Source organism: Pseudomonas sp. SCT, assembly GCF_003864275.1.
GTDB lineage: Bacteria > Pseudomonadota > Gammaproteobacteria > Pseudomonadales > Pseudomonadaceae > Stutzerimonas > Stutzerimonas stutzeri_AE.
In genome coordinates this window covers 562798-580192 of record NZ_BDJA01000001.1, presented here as the reverse complement: position 1 = coordinate 580192, position 17395 = coordinate 562798, and the positions used below count along the sequence as shown (strand labels likewise).

Below are 17395 nucleotides of genomic sequence, written 5' to 3'. Positions count from 1 at the left end.
CGACGCGAAAGAAAGCACCGGGCCAAATGCCACAGGCTGGAAAGGCCGCTATCTTCCGTGAAAGCGGCCTTCGATTCCAGCGCCAATGCACATTGTCACACTTCGACCAGCAGGCCCTCGACGCGCTGGAAGCCCCGCGGCAGCTTGTTACCGCGCCTGCCACGCTCGCCTTTGTAATGTTCCAGATCCTCGGCCTTGAGCGACAGTGTGCGTTTGCCCGCCTGCAACACCAGAGTGGCGCCAGCCGGCAACACGGCGAGGTCGATCAGGTACTCCTCACGACTGGCGACGCGCTCGCCGGGAATGCCGATGATCTTGTTGCCCTTGCCCTTGCCCAGCTGCGGCAAGTCACGGACCGGGAACACCAGCAGGCGACCCTCGGTGGTCACAGCGGCCAACCAGTCGTCATCGCGACTGGCCAGCGGTCGAGGCGCAACGACCTTGGCACCCTTGGGTAGCGAGAGCAGAGCCTTGCCGGCCTTGTTCTTGGCCTGCAGATCCTCACCCTTGACGACGAACCCGTAGCCGGCATCCGAAGCGATCACGTAGAGCGCATCATCTTCGGGCAGCAACACGCATTCGAAGCTCGCCCCCGGCGGCGGTGCCAGTCGGCCAGTGAGCGGCTCGCCCTGGCCGCGCGCGGACGGCAAGGAATGCGCCGCCAGCGAGTAGCTGCGCCCGGTAGAATCGATGAACACCGCGTACTGATTCGAGCGCCCCGCCGCTGCGGTCTTGAAACCGTCGCCGGCTTTGTAGGAAAGCCCCGTGGCGTCGATATCGTGGCCCTTGGCACAACGCGCCCAGCCCTTCTCGGAAATCACCACGGTCACTGGCTCGGAAGGGAGCAGCTCGTTCTCCGACAACGCCCGCGCCTCGGCCCGCTCGACAATCGGCGAGCGACGCGCGTCGCCATAAGTTTCTGCGTCTGCCAGCAGCTCCTTGCGTACCAGCTTTTTCAGCTTGGCCTCGCTGCCCAGCAGCGCCAGCAGCTTCTCGCGCTCCTTGGCCAGCTCGTCCTGCTCGCCGCGGATCTTCATCTCTTCCAGGCGCGCCAGTTGGCGCAGGCGCGTGTCGAGGATGTAGTCGGCCTGCAGCTCGGACAATTCGAAGCGCGCCATCAGCACCGGCTTGGGCTGATCCTCGGTACGGATGATATGAATCACCTCGTCGAGATTGAGGAAGGCCACCAACAAACCTTCCAACAGGTGCAGGCGCTTCTCGACCTTGTCCAGGCGGAACTGCAAACGGCGCCGCACGGTGCCGATGCGGTAGGTCAGCCACTCGCTGAGCAGGGTACGCAGGTTCTTCACCTGCGGACGACCGTCGAGACCGATGACGTTGGCGTTGACCCGGTAGCTGGACTCCAAATCGGTAGTGGCGAACAGGTGCTGCATCAGCCCTTCCACATCGACTCGGTTGGAGCGCGGGATGATGACGATGCGGCATGGGTTCTCATGATCGGATTCATCGCGCAGGTCAGCCACCATCGGCAACTTCTTGGCCTGCATCTGCCCGGCGATCTGCTCGAGCACTTTCGAGCCGGACACCTGATGCGGCAGCGCGGTGACCACGATGTCGCCGTCTTCGACCCGGTAGACCGCACGCATGCGTACCGAGCCACGGCCGGTCTCGTAAATCTTCAGCAGGTCGGCGCGCGGGGTGATGATCTCCGCCTCGGTCGGAAAGTCCGGACCCTGCACGTGCTCGCAGAGCTGCTCCACGCTCGCACTAGGCTCATCGAGCAAACGCACGCAGGCGGCTGCCACTTCCCGCAGGTTATGCGGCGGTACGTCCGTGGCCATGCCCACGGCGATACCGGTGGTACCGTTGAGCAGCAGATTAGGCAGCCGCGCCGGTAGGGTCGCCGGCTCGTCGAGGGTGCCATCGAAGTTCGGTACCCACTCCACCGTGCCCTGCCCCAACTCGCTGAGCAGCACCTCGGAGTAACGCGACAGCCGCGCCTCGGTGTATCGCATCGCGGCGAAGGACTTGGGATCGTCCGGGGCGCCCCAGTTACCCTGGCCATCGACCAGCGTGTAGCGATAGCTGAACGGCTGAGCCATCAGCACCATGGCTTCGTAACAGGCGCTGTCACCATGGGGGTGGAATTTACCGAGCACGTCACCCACGGTACGCGCGGACTTCTTGTGCTTGGCGTCGGCGTTCAGGCCGAGCTCGCTCATGGCGTAGATGATCCGCCGCTGCACGGGCTTAAGACCGTCGCCGATATGCGGCAACGCGCGATCCATGATCACGTACATGGAGTAGTTGAGGTACGCCTGCTCGGTGAAATCAGCAAGGGAGCGACGCTCCACGCCGTCCAGGCTCAGGTCGAGGGATTCGCTCATGGTCGATCCGTTACATGCTGGCGCAGCACCAGGGTGCCGGCGCGCTGGGTGAATTCAAGTTGTTTCAGGGCACTCATGCCAAGCAGCACCTGTTCGCTGCGAAAGCCGGGGGCGACAAGGGCGCGCACGTCGTGCAGGCGAATGTCACCGAGATCCAGGCTCGACAGCACGGTTCGATAGCCCGTGGTCTGGCCATTGGCGGTGTGCAGCATTACCGCTGCGCCACGTTGCAAGCCCAGACGCTCGGCCAGCTCCGCGGGGATGGCGACATCGGTGGCGCCGGTATCGAGCAGAAAGGTCACCGGCTCACCATTGATACGTCCGCTGGCGACGAAATGCCCCTGGGCATTGCCGGCCAGCTGTACTTCTACCTGCTCACCCTGCACCAGCGACACAGGTTCGCGGTTGGGGTTGATTCGGTCTTCTTCCCAAGCCGCGAAGAAGCGAGTGGCCAGGAACAACCCAGCGCCCCAGGCCAGCACCAGCATCACGCGCCCGGCACGACGCCCGGCTGTCTGGCTCACGGCCGGGCCATCCAGCCGCCCTCCGGCGCAGCGAAGCGCCAGACGATCGGACGTTTCTCGGCATCGCCACGCGCCTTGCCATTGTTATCAACGCCGATCCACGCCCCTTCGGCATCGACCCATAGTGCTTCAGCATTGCCATAGGGCTCGCCGTAGCGGCGCTCGTCGGTCAACGCTTCGCCAGCGAAAGACCAGCAGCGCTCGACCGCTCCGTTCGCCGGACTGCGTCGGCACACGCGATAGGCAGAGGGCTCCAGCACGAACAGTTTGTCGCCGAAGAACGCCAGTGCCGAGAAACTGCGCGGCAACGGCGTATCGCCCAGCGCCGCGGGCGGCTGCTGATTGCCACCCTGGGCCATGAGTACGCAGCCACCGGTGCATTGCCAGCTGCTCTGCTTGCGATGCAGCACCAGCAGGCCGCGGCGCTCACGTTCGGCCGCCAGCCACATGCGTTCGGCCTTTGGGTCGACGGCGATGCCTTCGAATAGCGCATTGAAATGCCAGAGCATGCCGCTGGCCCGCGCCTGGCGGACCAGCGAATCGGGCAACCGCAACCATTCCGCCGTACCTGCCGGGCTAACCCGCAGCACCGAGGCATGGGCCTCGCTGACCACGTAACGGTTGCCAGCGCTGTCGCAGCTCAAGCCCTCGAAGTCCAGATGACCGCCACGCACATGACCACTGACCCAGGCGCGCATACGCATGCCCCAGGGCAAGCCACTGTCCGGCGGCGGACCAGCCTCGAAGCGCTCGGGCTCTGCCTGCCAGGGCGAGACACTGGTATCCAGGCGAAACAAGGCATCGTCCACGCGATCGGAAACGGCCCACAGGGCATCGCCGCACCAGGCCATCCCGGAAAGGTTGCCGCCTGCCATTCCCTCTACCGGATGCTCGCTGAGCAACTTCAGCTCTGCTGCCGGCTCATTGGCCCAGAGCGGTGCCGAAACCAGACTCAGCAAGGTCAGCCAGCGGCGGATCAAACCAGCACCTCCGCCAGGTTGCCCTTGGACTCGAGCCAGTTCTTGCGGTCGCCGGCGCGCTTCTTGGCCAGCAACATATCCATGATCTCGCGCGTTCCTTCGAAGTCATCCAGCGTCAGTTGCACCAGACGGCGGGTATTGGGGTCCATGGTGGTCTCACGCAGCTGCGGCGGGTTCATCTCACCGAGGCCCTTGAATCGCGTCACCTGGGGCTTGCCGCGGCGCTTCTCGGCGACCAGACGCTCGAGGATGCCGTCACGCTCGGCCTCATCCAGCGCATAGAAAATATCTTTGCCCAGGTCGATGCGATACAGCGGTGGCATGGCGACATAAACGTGCCCGGCTTCCACCAACGGGCGGAAATGCTGAACGAACAAGGCACACAGCAGCGTGGCGATATGCAGGCCGTCGGAGTCGGCGTCGGCGAGGATACAGATCTTGCCGTAACGCAGCTGGCCCAGGTCGGCAGCGCCGGGGTCGACGCCAATCGCTACCGCGATGTCGTGGACCTCCTGACTGGCAAGCACTTCGCCGCCGTCGACTTCCCAGGTATTCAGGATCTTGCCGCGCAACGGCATGATCGCCTGGAATTCCTTGTCCCGCGCTTGCTTAGCCGAGCCGCCTGCCGAGTCACCTTCGACGAGGAACAGCTCGGCACGCATCGGGTCCTGCCCGGCGCAGTCGGCCAGCTTGCCGGGCAGAGCCGGGCCCTGGGTGATCTTCTTGCGCTCGACCTTCTTGCCGGCCTTGAGCCGGCGCCCGGCATTGTTGATCGCCAGCTCGGCCAGCTGCATGCCCAGCTCCGGGTGCGCATTGAGCCACAGGCTGAAGGCGTCTTTGACCACACCGGAAACAAACGCGGCGGCTTCGCGCGACGACAGGCGCTCTTTGGTCTGACCGGAGAACTGCGGCTCCTGCATCTTCATCGAGAGAACGAATGCAATGCGTTCCCAGATGTCTTCCGGCGCCAGCTTCAGCCCACGCGGCAGCAGGTTGCGGAACTCGCAGAACTCGCGCATGGCGTCCAGCAGGCCCTGGCGCAAGCCGTTGACGTGGGTGCCGCCCTGGGCCGTCGGGATCAGGTTGACGTAGCTTTCCTGAACGCTTTCGCCGCCCTCCGGCAGCCACAGCAGCGCCCAGTCCACCGCCTCGGTGTTGCCGGCCAGCGTGCCGACAAAGGGCTCATCGGGCAGACGCAGGTAATCGCTGACCGAGTCGACCAGGTACGAGCGCAAGCCATCCTCATAGTGCCACTCGACTTTCTCGCCGCTGCCCTTGTCTTCGAAGCTGACGCTCAGCCCCGGGCAGAGCACCGCCTTGGCCTTGAGCACATGCTTGAGCCGGCTGATGGAAAACTTGGGGGAATCGAAGTATTTCGGGTCGGCCCAGAAACGCACACTGGTGCCGGTGTTGCGTTTGCCGACGCTGCCAATGACTTCCAGATCGGTTGCCTTGAAGCCATCGGCAAAGCTCATGCGGTACTCGCTGCCATCACGCTTGACGGTCACTTCGACCCGCGTGGACAAGGCATTGACCACCGAAATACCGACGCCATGCAGGCCGCCGGAGAACTGGTAATTCTTATTGGAGAACTTACCGCCCGCGTGCAGCTTGGTTAGGATCAGTTCGACCCCCGGCACGCCCTCTTCCGGATGGATGTCGACCGGCATGCCGCGGCCATCGTCGATCACTTCCAGCGAATTGTCTTGATGCAGGATCACCTGGACCGAACGGGCATGCCCGGCGAGGGCCTCGTCGACGCTGTTGTCGATGACTTCCTGGGCCAGGTGATTGGGCCGCGAGGTGTCGGTGTACATGCCCGGGCGCTTGCGCACCGGATCGAGGCCGGAAAGAACCTCGATGGCTTCTGCGGTATAAGACATCTGTCTGGCACTGTCCTTATGTTCTGAACAATTGGCCCTTGCGGACTGTGAAAAAAACCAGCACACCGACCGGAATGAAACGACGGGGCCGCATGGGTGAAACCGCCCGGACGGCTAGCCGCATGATCAGGCAGCGTTGCTCCGAATCGCATGCCCGTCAGAGCTGCTCCAGCCATATTTGCGGCGCGACGCCGGCAAAGGCCAGCAGCGCCGGCAAGCGCTCGCTGAAGCCTTGAAAACCATGGTCACCACCGGCCTGAATACGCAGCGCACAGCCACGATAGAACTGTGCAGCGTCACGGTAATCCAGCGTTTCGTCGGCAGTCTGCAACCAGACCTGATAACGCTCGGCATCCTGCGGTGGCGCGGTCTCCAGTTCAGCCAACGCGGCGACATGATCCTCGGTCAGCTCCCAGACCTCCCCGCTGTACAGGTTCGTCTGCGGCCCGAGGTAACCGTCGAAGCGACGATGCGGAGTCACGGCCGGGTTGATCAGCAAGGCCTTCAGGCCATGCCGCTCGGCGAGGTGCGTCGCATAGTAGCCGCCAAGCGAGCTGCCGACCAGCAGCGGCCGCCCGAGCTCACTGACGCATGCCTCAAGCTGGGCGATGGCCTGCCGAGGATGATGGTGCAGCGCAGGAACCCGCAGCAGCTCGGCCAAACCCAGTTTTTCCAACGCAGCGGACAGTTGGCTCGCCTTCTGCGAAAGCGGTGAGCTGTTGAGGCCGTGTATATAAAGGATCGAAGGCGAATCACTGGACATCGATACAGCCTGTAGAGAAATCGCAAGGCTACAAGGCACGCGCTGTTATCTGCAAGCAGACTGGCAACGCGCATGCGCATGGCAATAGATGGATAGGAAACAAGCAGAAACGGTTCGCTGCGTCCGACGCCATGGTCCACCGCGCGAGCTCACGAGCCGCAAGTCTTCAATAACCCTTCACACTGTAATCGATTTCGAATTCGATACCGCTGACCCGGGAAACCTCGGTGTCCAATCGCCCATCAGCGTACAGCCGCAACCAGCGATAGCCTGGCGCCGCGCTGTCGACCTGGAAATCCTCGCTCTGCGGTGTGAACTGCACGCCGGTGGAAGGCGACGCCAGCAAACGCAAGTCGTTGCGCCAGTGATCGAACTCCTGATGGATGTGCCCCCAGAGCAATGCCCGCACGTTGCTATGACGGTCCAGCACCTCGAACAGCGCATCCGGGTTGCGCAGCCCGATGGTATCCATCCAGCGACTGCCGATGGACACTGGATGATGATGCAGACAGATCAGATGATGGTGGGCCGGGGCCTCGCTGAGCGCCTGATCGAGCAGATCCAGTTGGTCGCTGCGCAGCATGCCGTATACCGAGCCCGCCACCAGCGTATCGAGCATCACCACGCGCCAGCCGCCGATCTCCAGCACAGGCTCCATCAGCGCGCTGCCGCGGCTGGCCTCGCGCATCGCCGCCAGCTCGTCGTGATTGCCCGGACACCAGCGCGCCGGGGCTTCGATGCGCTCGGCAAGCCGACGAAACCGCTGGTATGACGCCACCGAGCCATCCTGCGACAGATCGCCGGTGGCCAGGACCAGATCGATGCGCGGCTGCTCGTCGATGGCCAGCTCGATTACACGCTCCAGGCTGTCGCAGGTATTCATGCCCAGCAGCTTGCCGTCCGCTTCGGCAAACAGATGGCTATCGGTGAGCTGCACCAGCAGAACCGAATCTTCAACAGCAGTCAGGGTCGCACCAGGCAAGGCCCTTCTCCTTGAGCTAAATCGCAACGGAATTATGGTAGGAGCCCGCTAGGAGGGTAAACCTCGGAAGTGGGCCTGGGTCACAGAACCGTGCGGCATACCTGCCAGGAGATCGGTTGCGGACCGCCGTCCGCCATTGGTGGCAAAGGAAAATCAGAGCACCGGTTCGAGCTCGTGACCGCAGGCCAGGCAGTGGCCCAGCCACTCGCCGAGGAAGAGGTTGAGTTGGTTCTTCTCGTCCGGCTGGTGCATCTGTGCGTTGGGATAATGATAGATCCCGCGAAAACGCCGGGCATTCTCGGCGCGAATGACCTCGGCCATGCGTGCATCGTGATAGACGCGCACTTCCATCTTCGGCACGGGCAGCCAGGTCAGGCAATGCTCCTGACTGACCTGCAAGGTCGTGGTGTAGGGGCAGCTCTCCAGCACTTCCAGCACCAGCACACCGAGCAACATGTCGCCCTGACTGATCGCTATTCGCCGTGCGTCGCAAGCACTGCGCATGCCTGGCAGCAGCCGCATCAAGCGTAGGTAATTGGCCTCGCAGGCCGATTGCAGTTCGAGCAGATCGACTCGGTAACGCTCGCGCGTCTTTCTCATGTCCACGCCCCCCGCACCTGCTCGCGATTCAAGGCCAGCCACTGCAAGGCAATGATGCTGGCGGCATTGTCGATACGACCATCATTGACGGCGCGGAGTGCCTCCGATAGCGACCAGACGTGCACGCGAATATCTTCGCCCTCCTCGGCCAGGCCGAACACCCCATCGGCACCCTCGCTGTCGCAGCGACCGACATACAGATACACCCGCTCATCGCTGCCGCCAGGGGACGGGAAATACTGGCTGACGGGCCAGAGCTCGCCCAGGTGCAGCCCTGCCTCTTCGATCGCTTCGCGCCGTGCAACCTCTTCGGGTGCCTCATCCTTGTCGATCAGACCTGCCACCAGCTCGATCAGCCAGGGGTTATCGACCTTGCCCAGCGCACCGACGCGGAACTGCTCGATCAGCACCACGCGATCGAGTAGCGGGTCATAGGGCAGCACGCATACCGCATCGTGCCGGACGAATAGCTCGCGACTCAGCTCAGCGCCCATGTCACCGTTGAACTGGCGATGGCGCAGGTGCAGACGATCCAGCCGGTAGAAGCCGCTGAAGCATTGCTCTCGTCGGAGGATCTGGACATCATCCGGGCCGGGTTTGAAGGTCTCGCTCATGGGCACCACTCATATCGGTTTGATCCGCGCCGGACACGGCAGCGAACGACTGCAACCGTCACATCGTGAGCGGCTTTGTCGTCATCCTAGCGCGGCAGTGCCTCCGGTGCAGCCCTTTGCAGACCACCGTAACCGAAGAGGGCCCAACCAGCCGGAACTCACGAACTTCGGGTGTGACCGGCAATCGAAAGCGCACTGCCATGTCTGGACGAACCATGATTCCAACCGCATACATTCGCAATTTCATCGCACTGAGCAGCCTTGCGATGCTGCTTGGCGGCTGCCAGCACTTTGCTTCGGAACGCCCGGTGGAGGTCCGCCAGACCGTTACCGAACAGCGGCCCAAGGGCTGCGAGGGAGAAAACTGCCCGCTGGTAAACATCGATAGCCTGACATTTGCCGACGAACCGGAACTGAACCGCCTGATCGACGCGCGCCTGCGTCGGATGACGATGAACGGTCCGGATGATCGGTTACCCGAATCCTTGCAGAGCTATCAACAAGGCTTTCTGCGTACGGCCGAGCCAGGCTGGAGCAGTTATCTGCAGGCCAAGCTGCGTGACCAGCACCGCAACATTCTGGTCGTCGAGCTTTCCAGCTATCTGTATGTCGGTGGCGCCCACGGCATGCCCGGTCGCGGCTTCATCAACTACGACAGCAAGAAGGACCGCGAGCTACGCCTGGACGATCTGCTGATCCCCGGTCAGGAAGGCAACTTCTGGCGGGTGGCGCGCCAGGCGCATCAGCGCTGGCTGGTGGAGAACGAACACGATCAGGATGCCGCATTCCTCGAGTTCTGGCCGTTCCAGCAGACCGCGAACGTTGCGCTGCTCAAGGACAGCGTGTTGCTCAAATATGACGTGTACAGCATTGCACCGTACTCGAGCGGTCACCCCGAGCTGTTCATTCCCCATGAACAGCTCAAAGGCATTCTGAAGCCGGAATATCTCTGAGGATACGAAGCGGGCCGGCATCTGCCGGCCCGCTTCGGCTCACCTGCAGGCAGCTGGTTACACCTGCTTGTAGATCACCGAACCCTCGTCCTTGAAACGCGAGGACTGCTCGGCGAAGCCGGCCTCGATGGCCTTCTGCTCGTCGGTCAGGCCGTGCTCGGCAGCGTACTCGCGCACTTCCTGAGTGATCTTCATCGAACAGAACTTCGGTCCGCACATGGAGCAGAAGTGCGCCACCTTGGCCGATTCTTTCGGCAGCGTCTCGTCGTGGAAGGCACGCGCGGTGTCCGGGTCGAGGCCGAGGTTGAACTGGTCTTCCCAGCGGAACTCGAAGCGCGCCTTGGACAGCGCGTTGTCGCGAATCTGCGCGCCCGGATGACCCTTGGCGAGGTCGGCGGCATGGGCGGCGATCTTGTAGGTGATGATGCCGGTCTTGACGTCATCCTTGTTCGGCAGGCCGAGGTGCTCCTTCGGCGTGACGTAGCAGAGCATGGCGCAACCGAACCAGCCGATCATCGCCGCGCCGATGCCGCTGGTGATGTGGTCGTAACCGGGGGCGATGTCGGTGGTCAGCGGGCCGAGGGTGTAGAACGGCGCCTCGTCGCAGCATTCCAGCTGCTTGTCCATGTTCTCCTTGATCATGTGCATCGGCACATGGCCCGGACCTTCGATCATGCACTGCACGTCGTGTTTCCAGGCGATCTTGGTCAGCTCGCCGAGAGTTTCCAGTTCGCCGAACTGCGCGGCATCGTTGGCATCGGCGATCGAACCCGGACGCAGGCCATCGCCCAGCGAGAAGCTGACGTCGTAGGCCTTCATGATTTCGCAGATTTCCTCGAAGTTGGTGTAGAGGAAATTCTCCTTGTGATGCGCCAGGCACCACTTGGCCATGATCGAGCCACCGCGCGAGACGATGCCGGTGACGCGCTTGGCAGTCAGCGGCACGTAGCGCAGCAGTACGCCGGCGTGGATGGTGAAGTAGTCGACGCCCTGCTCGGCCTGTTCGATCAACGTGTCGCGGAACAGCTCCCAGGTCAGGTCTTCGGCAACGCCGTTGACCTTTTCCAGCGCCTGGTAGATCGGCACTGTGCCGATCGGCACCGGCGAGTTGCGAATGATCCACTCGCGGGTCTCATGGATGTGCTTGCCGGTGGACAGGTCCATCACCGTGTCCGAGCCCCAGCGGATGCCCCAGGTCAGCTTGGCGACCTCTTCTTCGATCGAGGAGCCCAGCGCCGAATTGCCGATATTTCCGTTGATCTTCACCAGGAAGTTGCGGCCGATGATCATCGGCTCGAGCTCGGTGTGGTTGATGTTGGCCGGGATGATGGCGCGGCCGCGGGCGACTTCGTCACGCACGAATTCCGGCGTGATCTCCTTGGGGATCGAGGCACCGAAGCTATGCCCGGCGTGTTGATCCTTGAGCAGTCCGGCCTCGCGAGCTTCGGTCAGCTTCATGTTCTCGCGGATGGCAACGTATTCCATCTCGGGGGTGATGATGCCCTTGCGCGCGTAGTGCATCTGGCTGACGTTGTGCCCGGCCTTGGCCCGCCGCGGATGACGCACATGAGCAAAACGCATGGCGGTCAGCTCGGCATCGTTGAGGCGACGCTGGCCGAATTCGGAAGTCAGCCCCGGCAGCTTCTCGGTATCACCGCGCTCCTCGATCCAGGCACTGCGCACGTCGGCGAGGCCCTTGCGTACATCGATTTGCACATTCGGGTCGGTGTAGGGACCGGAGGTGTCGTAGACGGTGACCGGGGCGTTGATCTCACCACCGAAGTCGGTCGGCGTCACGTCCAGGCTGATCTCGCGCATCGGCACGCGGATATCCGGGCGCGAACCTTGCACATAGATTTTCTGCGAGCGCGGGAAGGGTTGGATCGACTGCTGGTCGACCTGGGCGGATTCACTCAGGTTCTGTTGTTCTACACGCATCAGGCTGGCTCCTAGAGAATTGTCGGAGCGAACCTGAAAACACGGATGGCAAGGGCGTCGGGTGCGCCGGGACTGGCGCCGAGAGAGCTGGCCGAACGACTGGCGAGCACATCTTGTTCCCTACGCAGGCCTTAACCTGATCAGGTTCAACGGGATCCGGAACTTTCCGATCTCAGCCTTCGCTTCAAGGCACCCCGACAAGAACGCCATCGAGTCTAATCAAGACCCCGTAGGAACGCCATGCCGAGGGCGAAAGTAGTCGACCGTTCGGTCATTTCGGCCAGCCACATCGCCATCCGACCCTGCTTCGCACACGCGCCTTGACCCCCCGTCAGCTGCCGCTTAGCCTTGCCCATCAGCTCTATTCAGGATGGACCCAACATGCTGCGCAGACTCCCGCTGGCTCTCGCCGTGGCCTCCCTCACCGCCGGAGCAGCCTGGGCACAGGAAACCGTCCCGCTCGCCAGCAAGACCGACCTGGTCAGCGTCTATCAGCAAGCCGTCAACAACAATGCCGACCTGGCTGCAGCTCGCGCGCAGTTCCGCGCTCGCCAGGAAATCGTGCCGCAGGCGCGTGCTGGATTGCTGCCCAATCTCAGCGCCGGCGCAGAGCTGAGCGACACCGAAACGGACGTCGACACCAGCCGAGGTTCGACCTCGCTGTCGCGCAGCGGCACCGCCTATCAGGCGACGCTGAGCCAGCCGATCTTCCGCGCCGATCGCTGGTTCCAGCTCAAGGCCGCGCAAGCCGTCAGCGAGCAGGCGGCAATCGAATACTCCATCGCCGAGCAGGACCTGATCCTGCAGAGCGCCCAGTCCTACTTCGCCGTGCTGCGCGCGCAGGACAACCTGGCCGCGGTAAAAGCCGAGGAAGCAGCATTCAAGCGCCAGCTCGACCAGGCCAACGAGCGCTTCGAGGTCGGCCTCTCCGACAAGACCGACGTGCTCGAAGCCCAGGCCGGGTTCGATACCGCGCGGGCCAACCGCTCCATCGCCCAGCGCCAGGTTGACGATGCCTTCCAGGCTCTGTTCACCTTGACCAACCGCGAGTACATCGCCCTCGAAGGCATCCGCCACACCCTGCCGGTGCTGGCCCCGGCGCCGAACGAGGCCAAGGCCTGGGTCGATACCGCGACGCGGCAGAACCTCAACCTGCTGGCGGTCAATTACGCGGTGACCGCGGCCGAGGAAACCCTGCGCCAGCGCCGCTCCGGCCATGCACCGACGCTCGATGCGGTGGCGTCCTATCGCAAGGGCGACAACGACTCGCTGGGTTTCAGCAATTCCCAGAACATCCCGGGCTTCGACATGCCGCGCTACACCGGTGATGTCGAACAACGCAGCATCGGCCTGCAGCTGAACATTCCGCTCTACAGTGGCGGCCTGACCACCTCGCAGAGTCGCGAGGCCTATTACCAGCTCAGCCAGAGCGAGCAGCAACGCGAAAGTCTGCGCCGCCAGGTGGTCGAATCCACACGCAATCTGCATCGGGCGGTGAATACCGATATCGAGCAGGTCGAAGCCCGCCGGCAGTCGATCATCTCCAACCAGAGCGCGCTGGAGGCGACGGAGATCGGCTATCAGGTCGGCACGCGCAACATCGTCGACGTGCTCGACACCCAGCGCCGCCTTTACGGCGCCGTGCGCGACTACAACAACGCCCGCTACGACTACATTCTCGACAATCTGCGCCTGAAACAGGCCGCCGGCACACTCAACCCGGACGACTTGCAGCAACTGGCGGCGTACCTGAAGCCCGACTACAACCCGGACACCGACTTCCTGCCGCCGGACCTGCCGCAGACCATCGGCCAGCCGGTGCGTGTGGATTATTGAAGCGGGGGCTCGCTTGAGCGGTGGCTCGGTGGGCTGAAGCCTACCTGCAGCCCACCGCCACCAGGCGAAACGAAGTACTAGCGATACCAGGCTGCAACACGACCGGGCCTAGGGTGGGTTTCAGCCATCAGGACCACGCACTGCGGGCGGCGCCGTCAGTCGCGCCAGCCTGCCTTCCAGACCAGACGCCACACTGCTAGCCGAGCAGCCTCGCCAATCCCGTCAGCAAACGCTGCAAGGCCCCCTGATTGGCCTTGAGCACCCCCAGCCCGGCGTCCTGCATCCGCTGCGCGGCAGCCGGATCGCGCCAGAGCTCATCGACGGCATCAGCCAGCTGGTCGGCATCCCGCACTTCACGCAGAGCGCCGGCATCGCGCAGCTGCGCGGAGATTTCGAGAAAGTTGAACAGATGCGGGCCGCTGAGCACCGGCTTGCCCAACGCCGCAGGCTCCAGCAGGTTATGCCCGCCATTGGGCACCAGACTGCCGCCGACGAAGGCGATGTCGGCCAGGGCATAGAGAAACAGCAGCTCGCCCATGGTGTCGCCGACCAGTACCTGGGTCACGGCGCTGACCGCCTCGCCCTTCGATCTTCTAGCCGCGACGAAACCTTCCTTGCGGCACAGCTCGAACACCGACGCGAAGCGTTCCGGATGCCGCGGCACCAGCAGCAGCAACGTCTGCGGAAACCGCTCCAGCAAACGCCGATGCGCGGCCAGGATGATTTCGTCCTCGCCGGCATGAGTGCTGGCGGCGATCCACAATGGCCGCTCCTGCGCCGCCCACTGCTGGCGCAATTCGCTGGCCCGCACCAGCAGTGCCGGGTCGATGGCCAGGTCGAACTTGATCGAGCCGGTCACCTCGACGCACTCTCGGCGCGCGCCGAGCTGACGGAATCGCTCGGCCTCAGCCTCTGTCTGCACGGCAATCAGGCTCAGCTCGGCGAGCATCGGCGCGGTCAGGCGGGCGAAGCGTGCATAGCCACGGGCCGATCGCTCGGACAGCCGCGCATTGGCCAGCGCCACTGGAATGCCGCGGCGGGCACACTGATGAATATGGTTGGGCCAGAGTTCGGTCTCCATCACCACCGCCAGCTTCGGCCGCAGGCGGTCGAGAAAGCGCGCCGCAGCCCAGGGCAGGTCATAGGGCAGGTAGCAATGCTGCACGCTGTCGCCGAACAGCGCCTGGATGCGCTCGGAACCGGTTGGGGTCATGCAGGTGACGGTGATCGGCAGCTGCGGATAGCGCGCCATCAGCTCGCGGATCATCGGTGCCGCGGCGATGCTTTCGCCCACCGAGACCGCATGCACCCAGATGCCACCCGGACGCAGCGGCGGCAAACCAAAGGCGAAACGCTCGCAGATACGACGGGAGTAGGCCGGCGCGCGCCAGGCGCGCCACAGCAGGCGCAGGAACACCAGCGGCAGGCCGAGGTGGAACAGCAGGGTATAGAGGGTGCGATTCATGGGCGCGGAGCTTAGCAAGCCGCCTGCCGGCGAGCCACAATCGCCACGGCTGGCGAACTAGTTGACGAGGACGCGACCGAACGAAGTTGACCCCATCCAGCCCACGATCAGGATTTCCCATGTCCGGTTACGTTTACCTGGCCATAGCCATCTGCGCCGAAGTGATCGCCACCACCTCGATGAAAGCCCTGGCCGGCTTCAGTCGCCCGCTGCCACTGCTGCTGGTGGTCACAGGCTACAGCCTGTCGTTCTGGATGCTGGCTCTCGTGGTGAAAACCATACCGGTGGGCATCGCCTATGCCATCTGGGCCGGGCTCGGCATCGTGCTGGTCAGCATCGCTGCAGCAGTGATCTATCGCCAGTATCTGGACCTGCCGGCGATCCTCGGCATGTCTTTGATCATCGCCGGAGTGGTGGTCATCCAGCTGTTCTCCAGTAGCACTGGCCACTGAGACCCGACGCACTGCAGTTATACTGCGCGTCCGTTTACCCAATGAGGTCTGCACATGCCCGAATCCCTCAGCACCGACGTCCTGATCGTTGGCGGCGGCGTCGCCGGCCTCTGGCTGAACGCGCGCCTGCGCCGACTGGGTTTTGCCACCCTGCTGGTCGACAAGGGAACACTGGGCGGCGGGCAGAGCGTGAAGTCCCAGGGCATCATTCATGGCGGCACCAAGTACGCGCTGAGCGGTGCCCTCACCGGTGCCTCCGAGGCGATTGCGGACATGCCGCGGCGCTGGCGCGAAGCCCTCGAAGGCAAGGGCGAGCTGGACCTCAGCGGCGTGCGTCTGTTGTCCGATGCGCACTATCTGTGGTCGCCGGGCACCCTGGCCGGCAACCTCACCAGCTTCTTCGCCAGCAAGGCGGTGCGCTCGCGGGTCGGCCAAGTCAAGGGCGACGAGCTGCCGCCCGCGCTGCAGCATCCGAAATTCAAAGGCAAGGTCTACCGCCTCAGTGAACTGGTGCTCGATGTGCCCAGCCTGATCGCCCGGCTGGCCGAGCTGGCTGGCGACAGCCTGCTGGCCTGCCAGCGGATCGAACCGTTGCTCGACGACCACGAGCTGGTCGGGTTGCGCGTCGATGGTCGCGAGATCCGCGCCCAGCGCATCGTGTTTAGCGCCGGTGGCGGAACTGCCGAGCTGCTCGCGTCGCTCGGCCTGCAGCAACCGGCCATGCAGCGCCGTCCGTTGCACATGGTCATCGTCAAGGCGCCAACGCTCAAGCCGCTCTATGCCCACTGCCTGGGCGGTGGCACCAAGCCGCGCATCACCGTTACCAGCCATCCGGCGGCGGACGGCGAGTGGGTCTGGTATCTCGGTGGCGACCTGGCCGAAGCCGATGGCGTGGCGCGCGACGAAGCCAGCCAGATCGCCGCGGCGAAACAGGAACTGGCCGAACTGGTACCCTGGATCGACCTGTCCGCAGCGCACTGGGCCACGCTACGCATCGACCGCGCCGAGCCGGCGCAATCGGCCCTCGCCCGTCCGGACAATGCCTTTCTCGCCGAGCAGGGCCGCCTGCTGGTCGGCTGGCCAACCAAGCTGGCGCTGTCACCGGACTTTTCCGACCGCGTCGAAGCCGCTCTCGCCCGCGACGGCATTCGCCCCGGCCAGCATCCCACACTACCTGAACTGCCACGTCCGCCGCTGACCGGGCCTTTCTGGGAAGGCCTGCTGCCATGAGCACGACGCTGCACGAACTGCACCGCCCGCTGGGCAGCACCGGTCTGCGCATTTCGCCGTTGGGTCTGGGCACGGTGAAGCTGGGCCGCGACCAAGGCGTGAAATACCCCAGCGGCTTCGCCATTCCCGACGATGCCCAGGCGCGCCAACTGCTGAATCTTGCCCGCGAGCTGGGCATCAACCTGATCGACACCGCGCCGGCCTACGGCGTCAGCGAGGAGCGGCTCGGTCCGCTGCTGATCGGTCAGCGCGAGGAGTGGGTGATCGTCAGCAAGGTCGGAGAGGAGTTCGAGAACGGCCAGTCGCGCTTCGACTTTTCCGCCGCGCACACGCGCTTTTCGGTCGAACGCAGCCTCAAGCGTCTGCGCACCGACCGCATCGAGCTGGTGCTGGTGCATTCCGATGGCAACGATCTGGACATCCTGCAGCACGCCGAGGTCTACCAGACCCTGGCCGAGCTCAAGCGCGAGGGCAAGATCCTCGGCTACGGCCTGTCCGGCAAGACGGTCGATGGCGGGCTGCTGGCACTGCAGCAGGGCGACTGCGCGATGGTGACCTACAACCTCAACGAGCAGGCCGAACGGCCGGTCCTCGACTACGCTGCAGCCCACGGCAAGGGCACCCTGATCAAGAAGGCCCTGGCCAGCGGACATGCCTGCCTCAAGCCAGGCGACGACCCGGTCCGTCGCAGTTTCGAGCTGCTGTTCGGTCACCCAGGTGTCAGCGGCGCGATCATCGGCACTATCAATCCGCAGCATTTGACGTCTAACGTAGCCACTGCTGCCGCCGTCCTGATGGGCAATTGATCTCGGAGGCGCAGCGTTCCA

15 protein-coding genes and 1 riboswitch are annotated in these 17395 nt (G+C 63.9%); of the genes, 5 read left to right on the top strand and 10 right to left on the bottom strand.

Going from position 1 to position 17395, the window contains the following annotated elements:
• Positions 1-95: 95 nt before the first annotated feature.
• The 8 genes from parC to BHD08_RS02630 form a co-directional block, all read right to left on the bottom strand.
• Positions 96-2348 (bottom strand): DNA topoisomerase IV subunit A, encoded by a 2253-nt coding sequence (gene parC, locus BHD08_RS02665; protein ID WP_125020722.1) that lies wholly within the window; start codon positions 2346-2348, stop codon positions 96-98.
• Positions 2345-2872, bottom strand: a complete 528-nt coding sequence (locus BHD08_RS02660; RefSeq protein ID WP_125020721.1) for a TIGR02281 family clan AA aspartic protease — start codon at positions 2870-2872, stop codon at positions 2345-2347. The genes parC and BHD08_RS02660 overlap by 4 nt, the downstream gene beginning before the upstream one ends.
• Positions 2869-3852, bottom strand: coding sequence for an esterase-like activity of phytase family protein (locus BHD08_RS02655; RefSeq protein WP_125020720.1), 984 nt, complete (start codon positions 3850-3852; stop codon positions 2869-2871). The genes BHD08_RS02660 and BHD08_RS02655 overlap by 4 nt, the downstream gene beginning before the upstream one ends.
• Positions 3849-5735 carry a DNA topoisomerase IV subunit B gene (gene parE, locus BHD08_RS02650; RefSeq protein WP_125020719.1) on the bottom strand — a complete coding sequence of 629 codons (1887 nt, stop codon included), beginning with the start codon at positions 5733-5735 and terminating at the stop codon, positions 3849-3851. Before parE ends, BHD08_RS02655 begins: the two co-directional genes overlap by 4 nt.
• 157 nt (positions 5736-5892) lie before the next feature.
• Positions 5893-6498, bottom strand: coding sequence for a YqiA/YcfP family alpha/beta fold hydrolase (locus BHD08_RS02645; protein ID WP_125020718.1), 606 nt, complete (start codon positions 6496-6498; stop codon positions 5893-5895).
• A 166-nt stretch (positions 6499-6664) separates the two neighbouring features.
• A complete protein-coding gene (gene cpdA / locus BHD08_RS02640; RefSeq protein ID WP_015275472.1) occupies positions 6665-7480 on the bottom strand; it encodes a 3',5'-cyclic-AMP phosphodiesterase in 816 nt (271 codons plus the stop codon).
• Between the two features lie 153 nt (positions 7481-7633).
• Positions 7634-8080 carry a DUF1249 domain-containing protein gene (locus BHD08_RS02635; protein ID WP_015275471.1) on the bottom strand — a complete coding sequence of 149 codons (447 nt, stop codon included), beginning with the start codon at positions 8078-8080 and terminating at the stop codon, positions 7634-7636.
• Positions 8077-8694, bottom strand: a complete 618-nt coding sequence (locus BHD08_RS02630; RefSeq protein ID WP_125020717.1) for an NUDIX domain-containing protein — start codon at positions 8692-8694, stop codon at positions 8077-8079. Before BHD08_RS02630 ends, BHD08_RS02635 begins: the two co-directional genes overlap by 4 nt.
• Before the next feature lie 215 nt (positions 8695-8909).
• On the opposite strand from BHD08_RS02630, the gene BHD08_RS02625 reads away from it, so the two are divergent.
• Positions 8910-9647 carry an RsiV family protein gene (locus BHD08_RS02625; protein WP_125020716.1) on the top strand — a complete coding sequence of 246 codons (738 nt, stop codon included), beginning with the start codon at positions 8910-8912 and terminating at the stop codon, positions 9645-9647.
• Positions 9648-9704: 57 nt separating this feature from the next.
• Here BHD08_RS02625 and thiC read toward each other — a convergent pair whose 3' ends face one another.
• Positions 9705-11585 (bottom strand): phosphomethylpyrimidine synthase ThiC, encoded by a 1881-nt coding sequence (thiC, locus tag BHD08_RS02620; protein WP_003285206.1) that lies wholly within the window; start codon positions 11583-11585, stop codon positions 9705-9707.
• Between the two features lie 100 nt (positions 11586-11685).
• A riboswitch (TPP riboswitch) is annotated at positions 11686-11792 on the bottom strand.
• 174 nt (positions 11793-11966) lie between these two features.
• Here thiC and BHD08_RS02615 point away from each other — a divergent pair.
• A complete protein-coding gene (locus BHD08_RS02615) occupies positions 11967-13421 on the top strand; it encodes a TolC family outer membrane protein (protein ID WP_015275468.1) in 1455 nt (484 codons plus the stop codon).
• Positions 13422-13617: 196 nt separating this feature from the next.
• Here the strand turns inward: BHD08_RS02615 and waaA are convergent, their stop codons facing one another.
• Positions 13618-14886, bottom strand: a complete 1269-nt coding sequence (waaA, locus tag BHD08_RS02610) for a lipid IV(A) 3-deoxy-D-manno-octulosonic acid transferase (RefSeq protein ID WP_125020715.1) — start codon at positions 14884-14886, stop codon at positions 13618-13620.
• Between the two features lie 119 nt (positions 14887-15005).
• Here waaA and BHD08_RS02605 point away from each other — a divergent pair, with 119 nt between their 5' ends.
• From BHD08_RS02605 to BHD08_RS02595, 3 genes are read left to right on the top strand one after another with little or no spacing between them, the layout of a single operon-like run.
• The gene (locus BHD08_RS02605) at positions 15006-15338 is read left to right on the top strand and encodes a multidrug efflux SMR transporter (RefSeq protein WP_125020714.1); all 333 of its coding nucleotides are present in this window, start codon (positions 15006-15008) and stop codon (positions 15336-15338) included.
• A gap of 54 nt (positions 15339-15392) precedes the next feature.
• Positions 15393-16568, top strand: a complete 1176-nt coding sequence (locus tag BHD08_RS02600) for an FAD-binding oxidoreductase (RefSeq protein WP_125020713.1) — start codon at positions 15393-15395, stop codon at positions 16566-16568.
• Positions 16565-17374, top strand: a complete 810-nt coding sequence (locus BHD08_RS02595; RefSeq protein WP_125020712.1) for an aldo/keto reductase — start codon at positions 16565-16567, stop codon at positions 17372-17374. Before BHD08_RS02600 ends, BHD08_RS02595 begins: the two co-directional genes overlap by 4 nt.
• Positions 17375-17395: the final 21 nt, after the last annotated feature.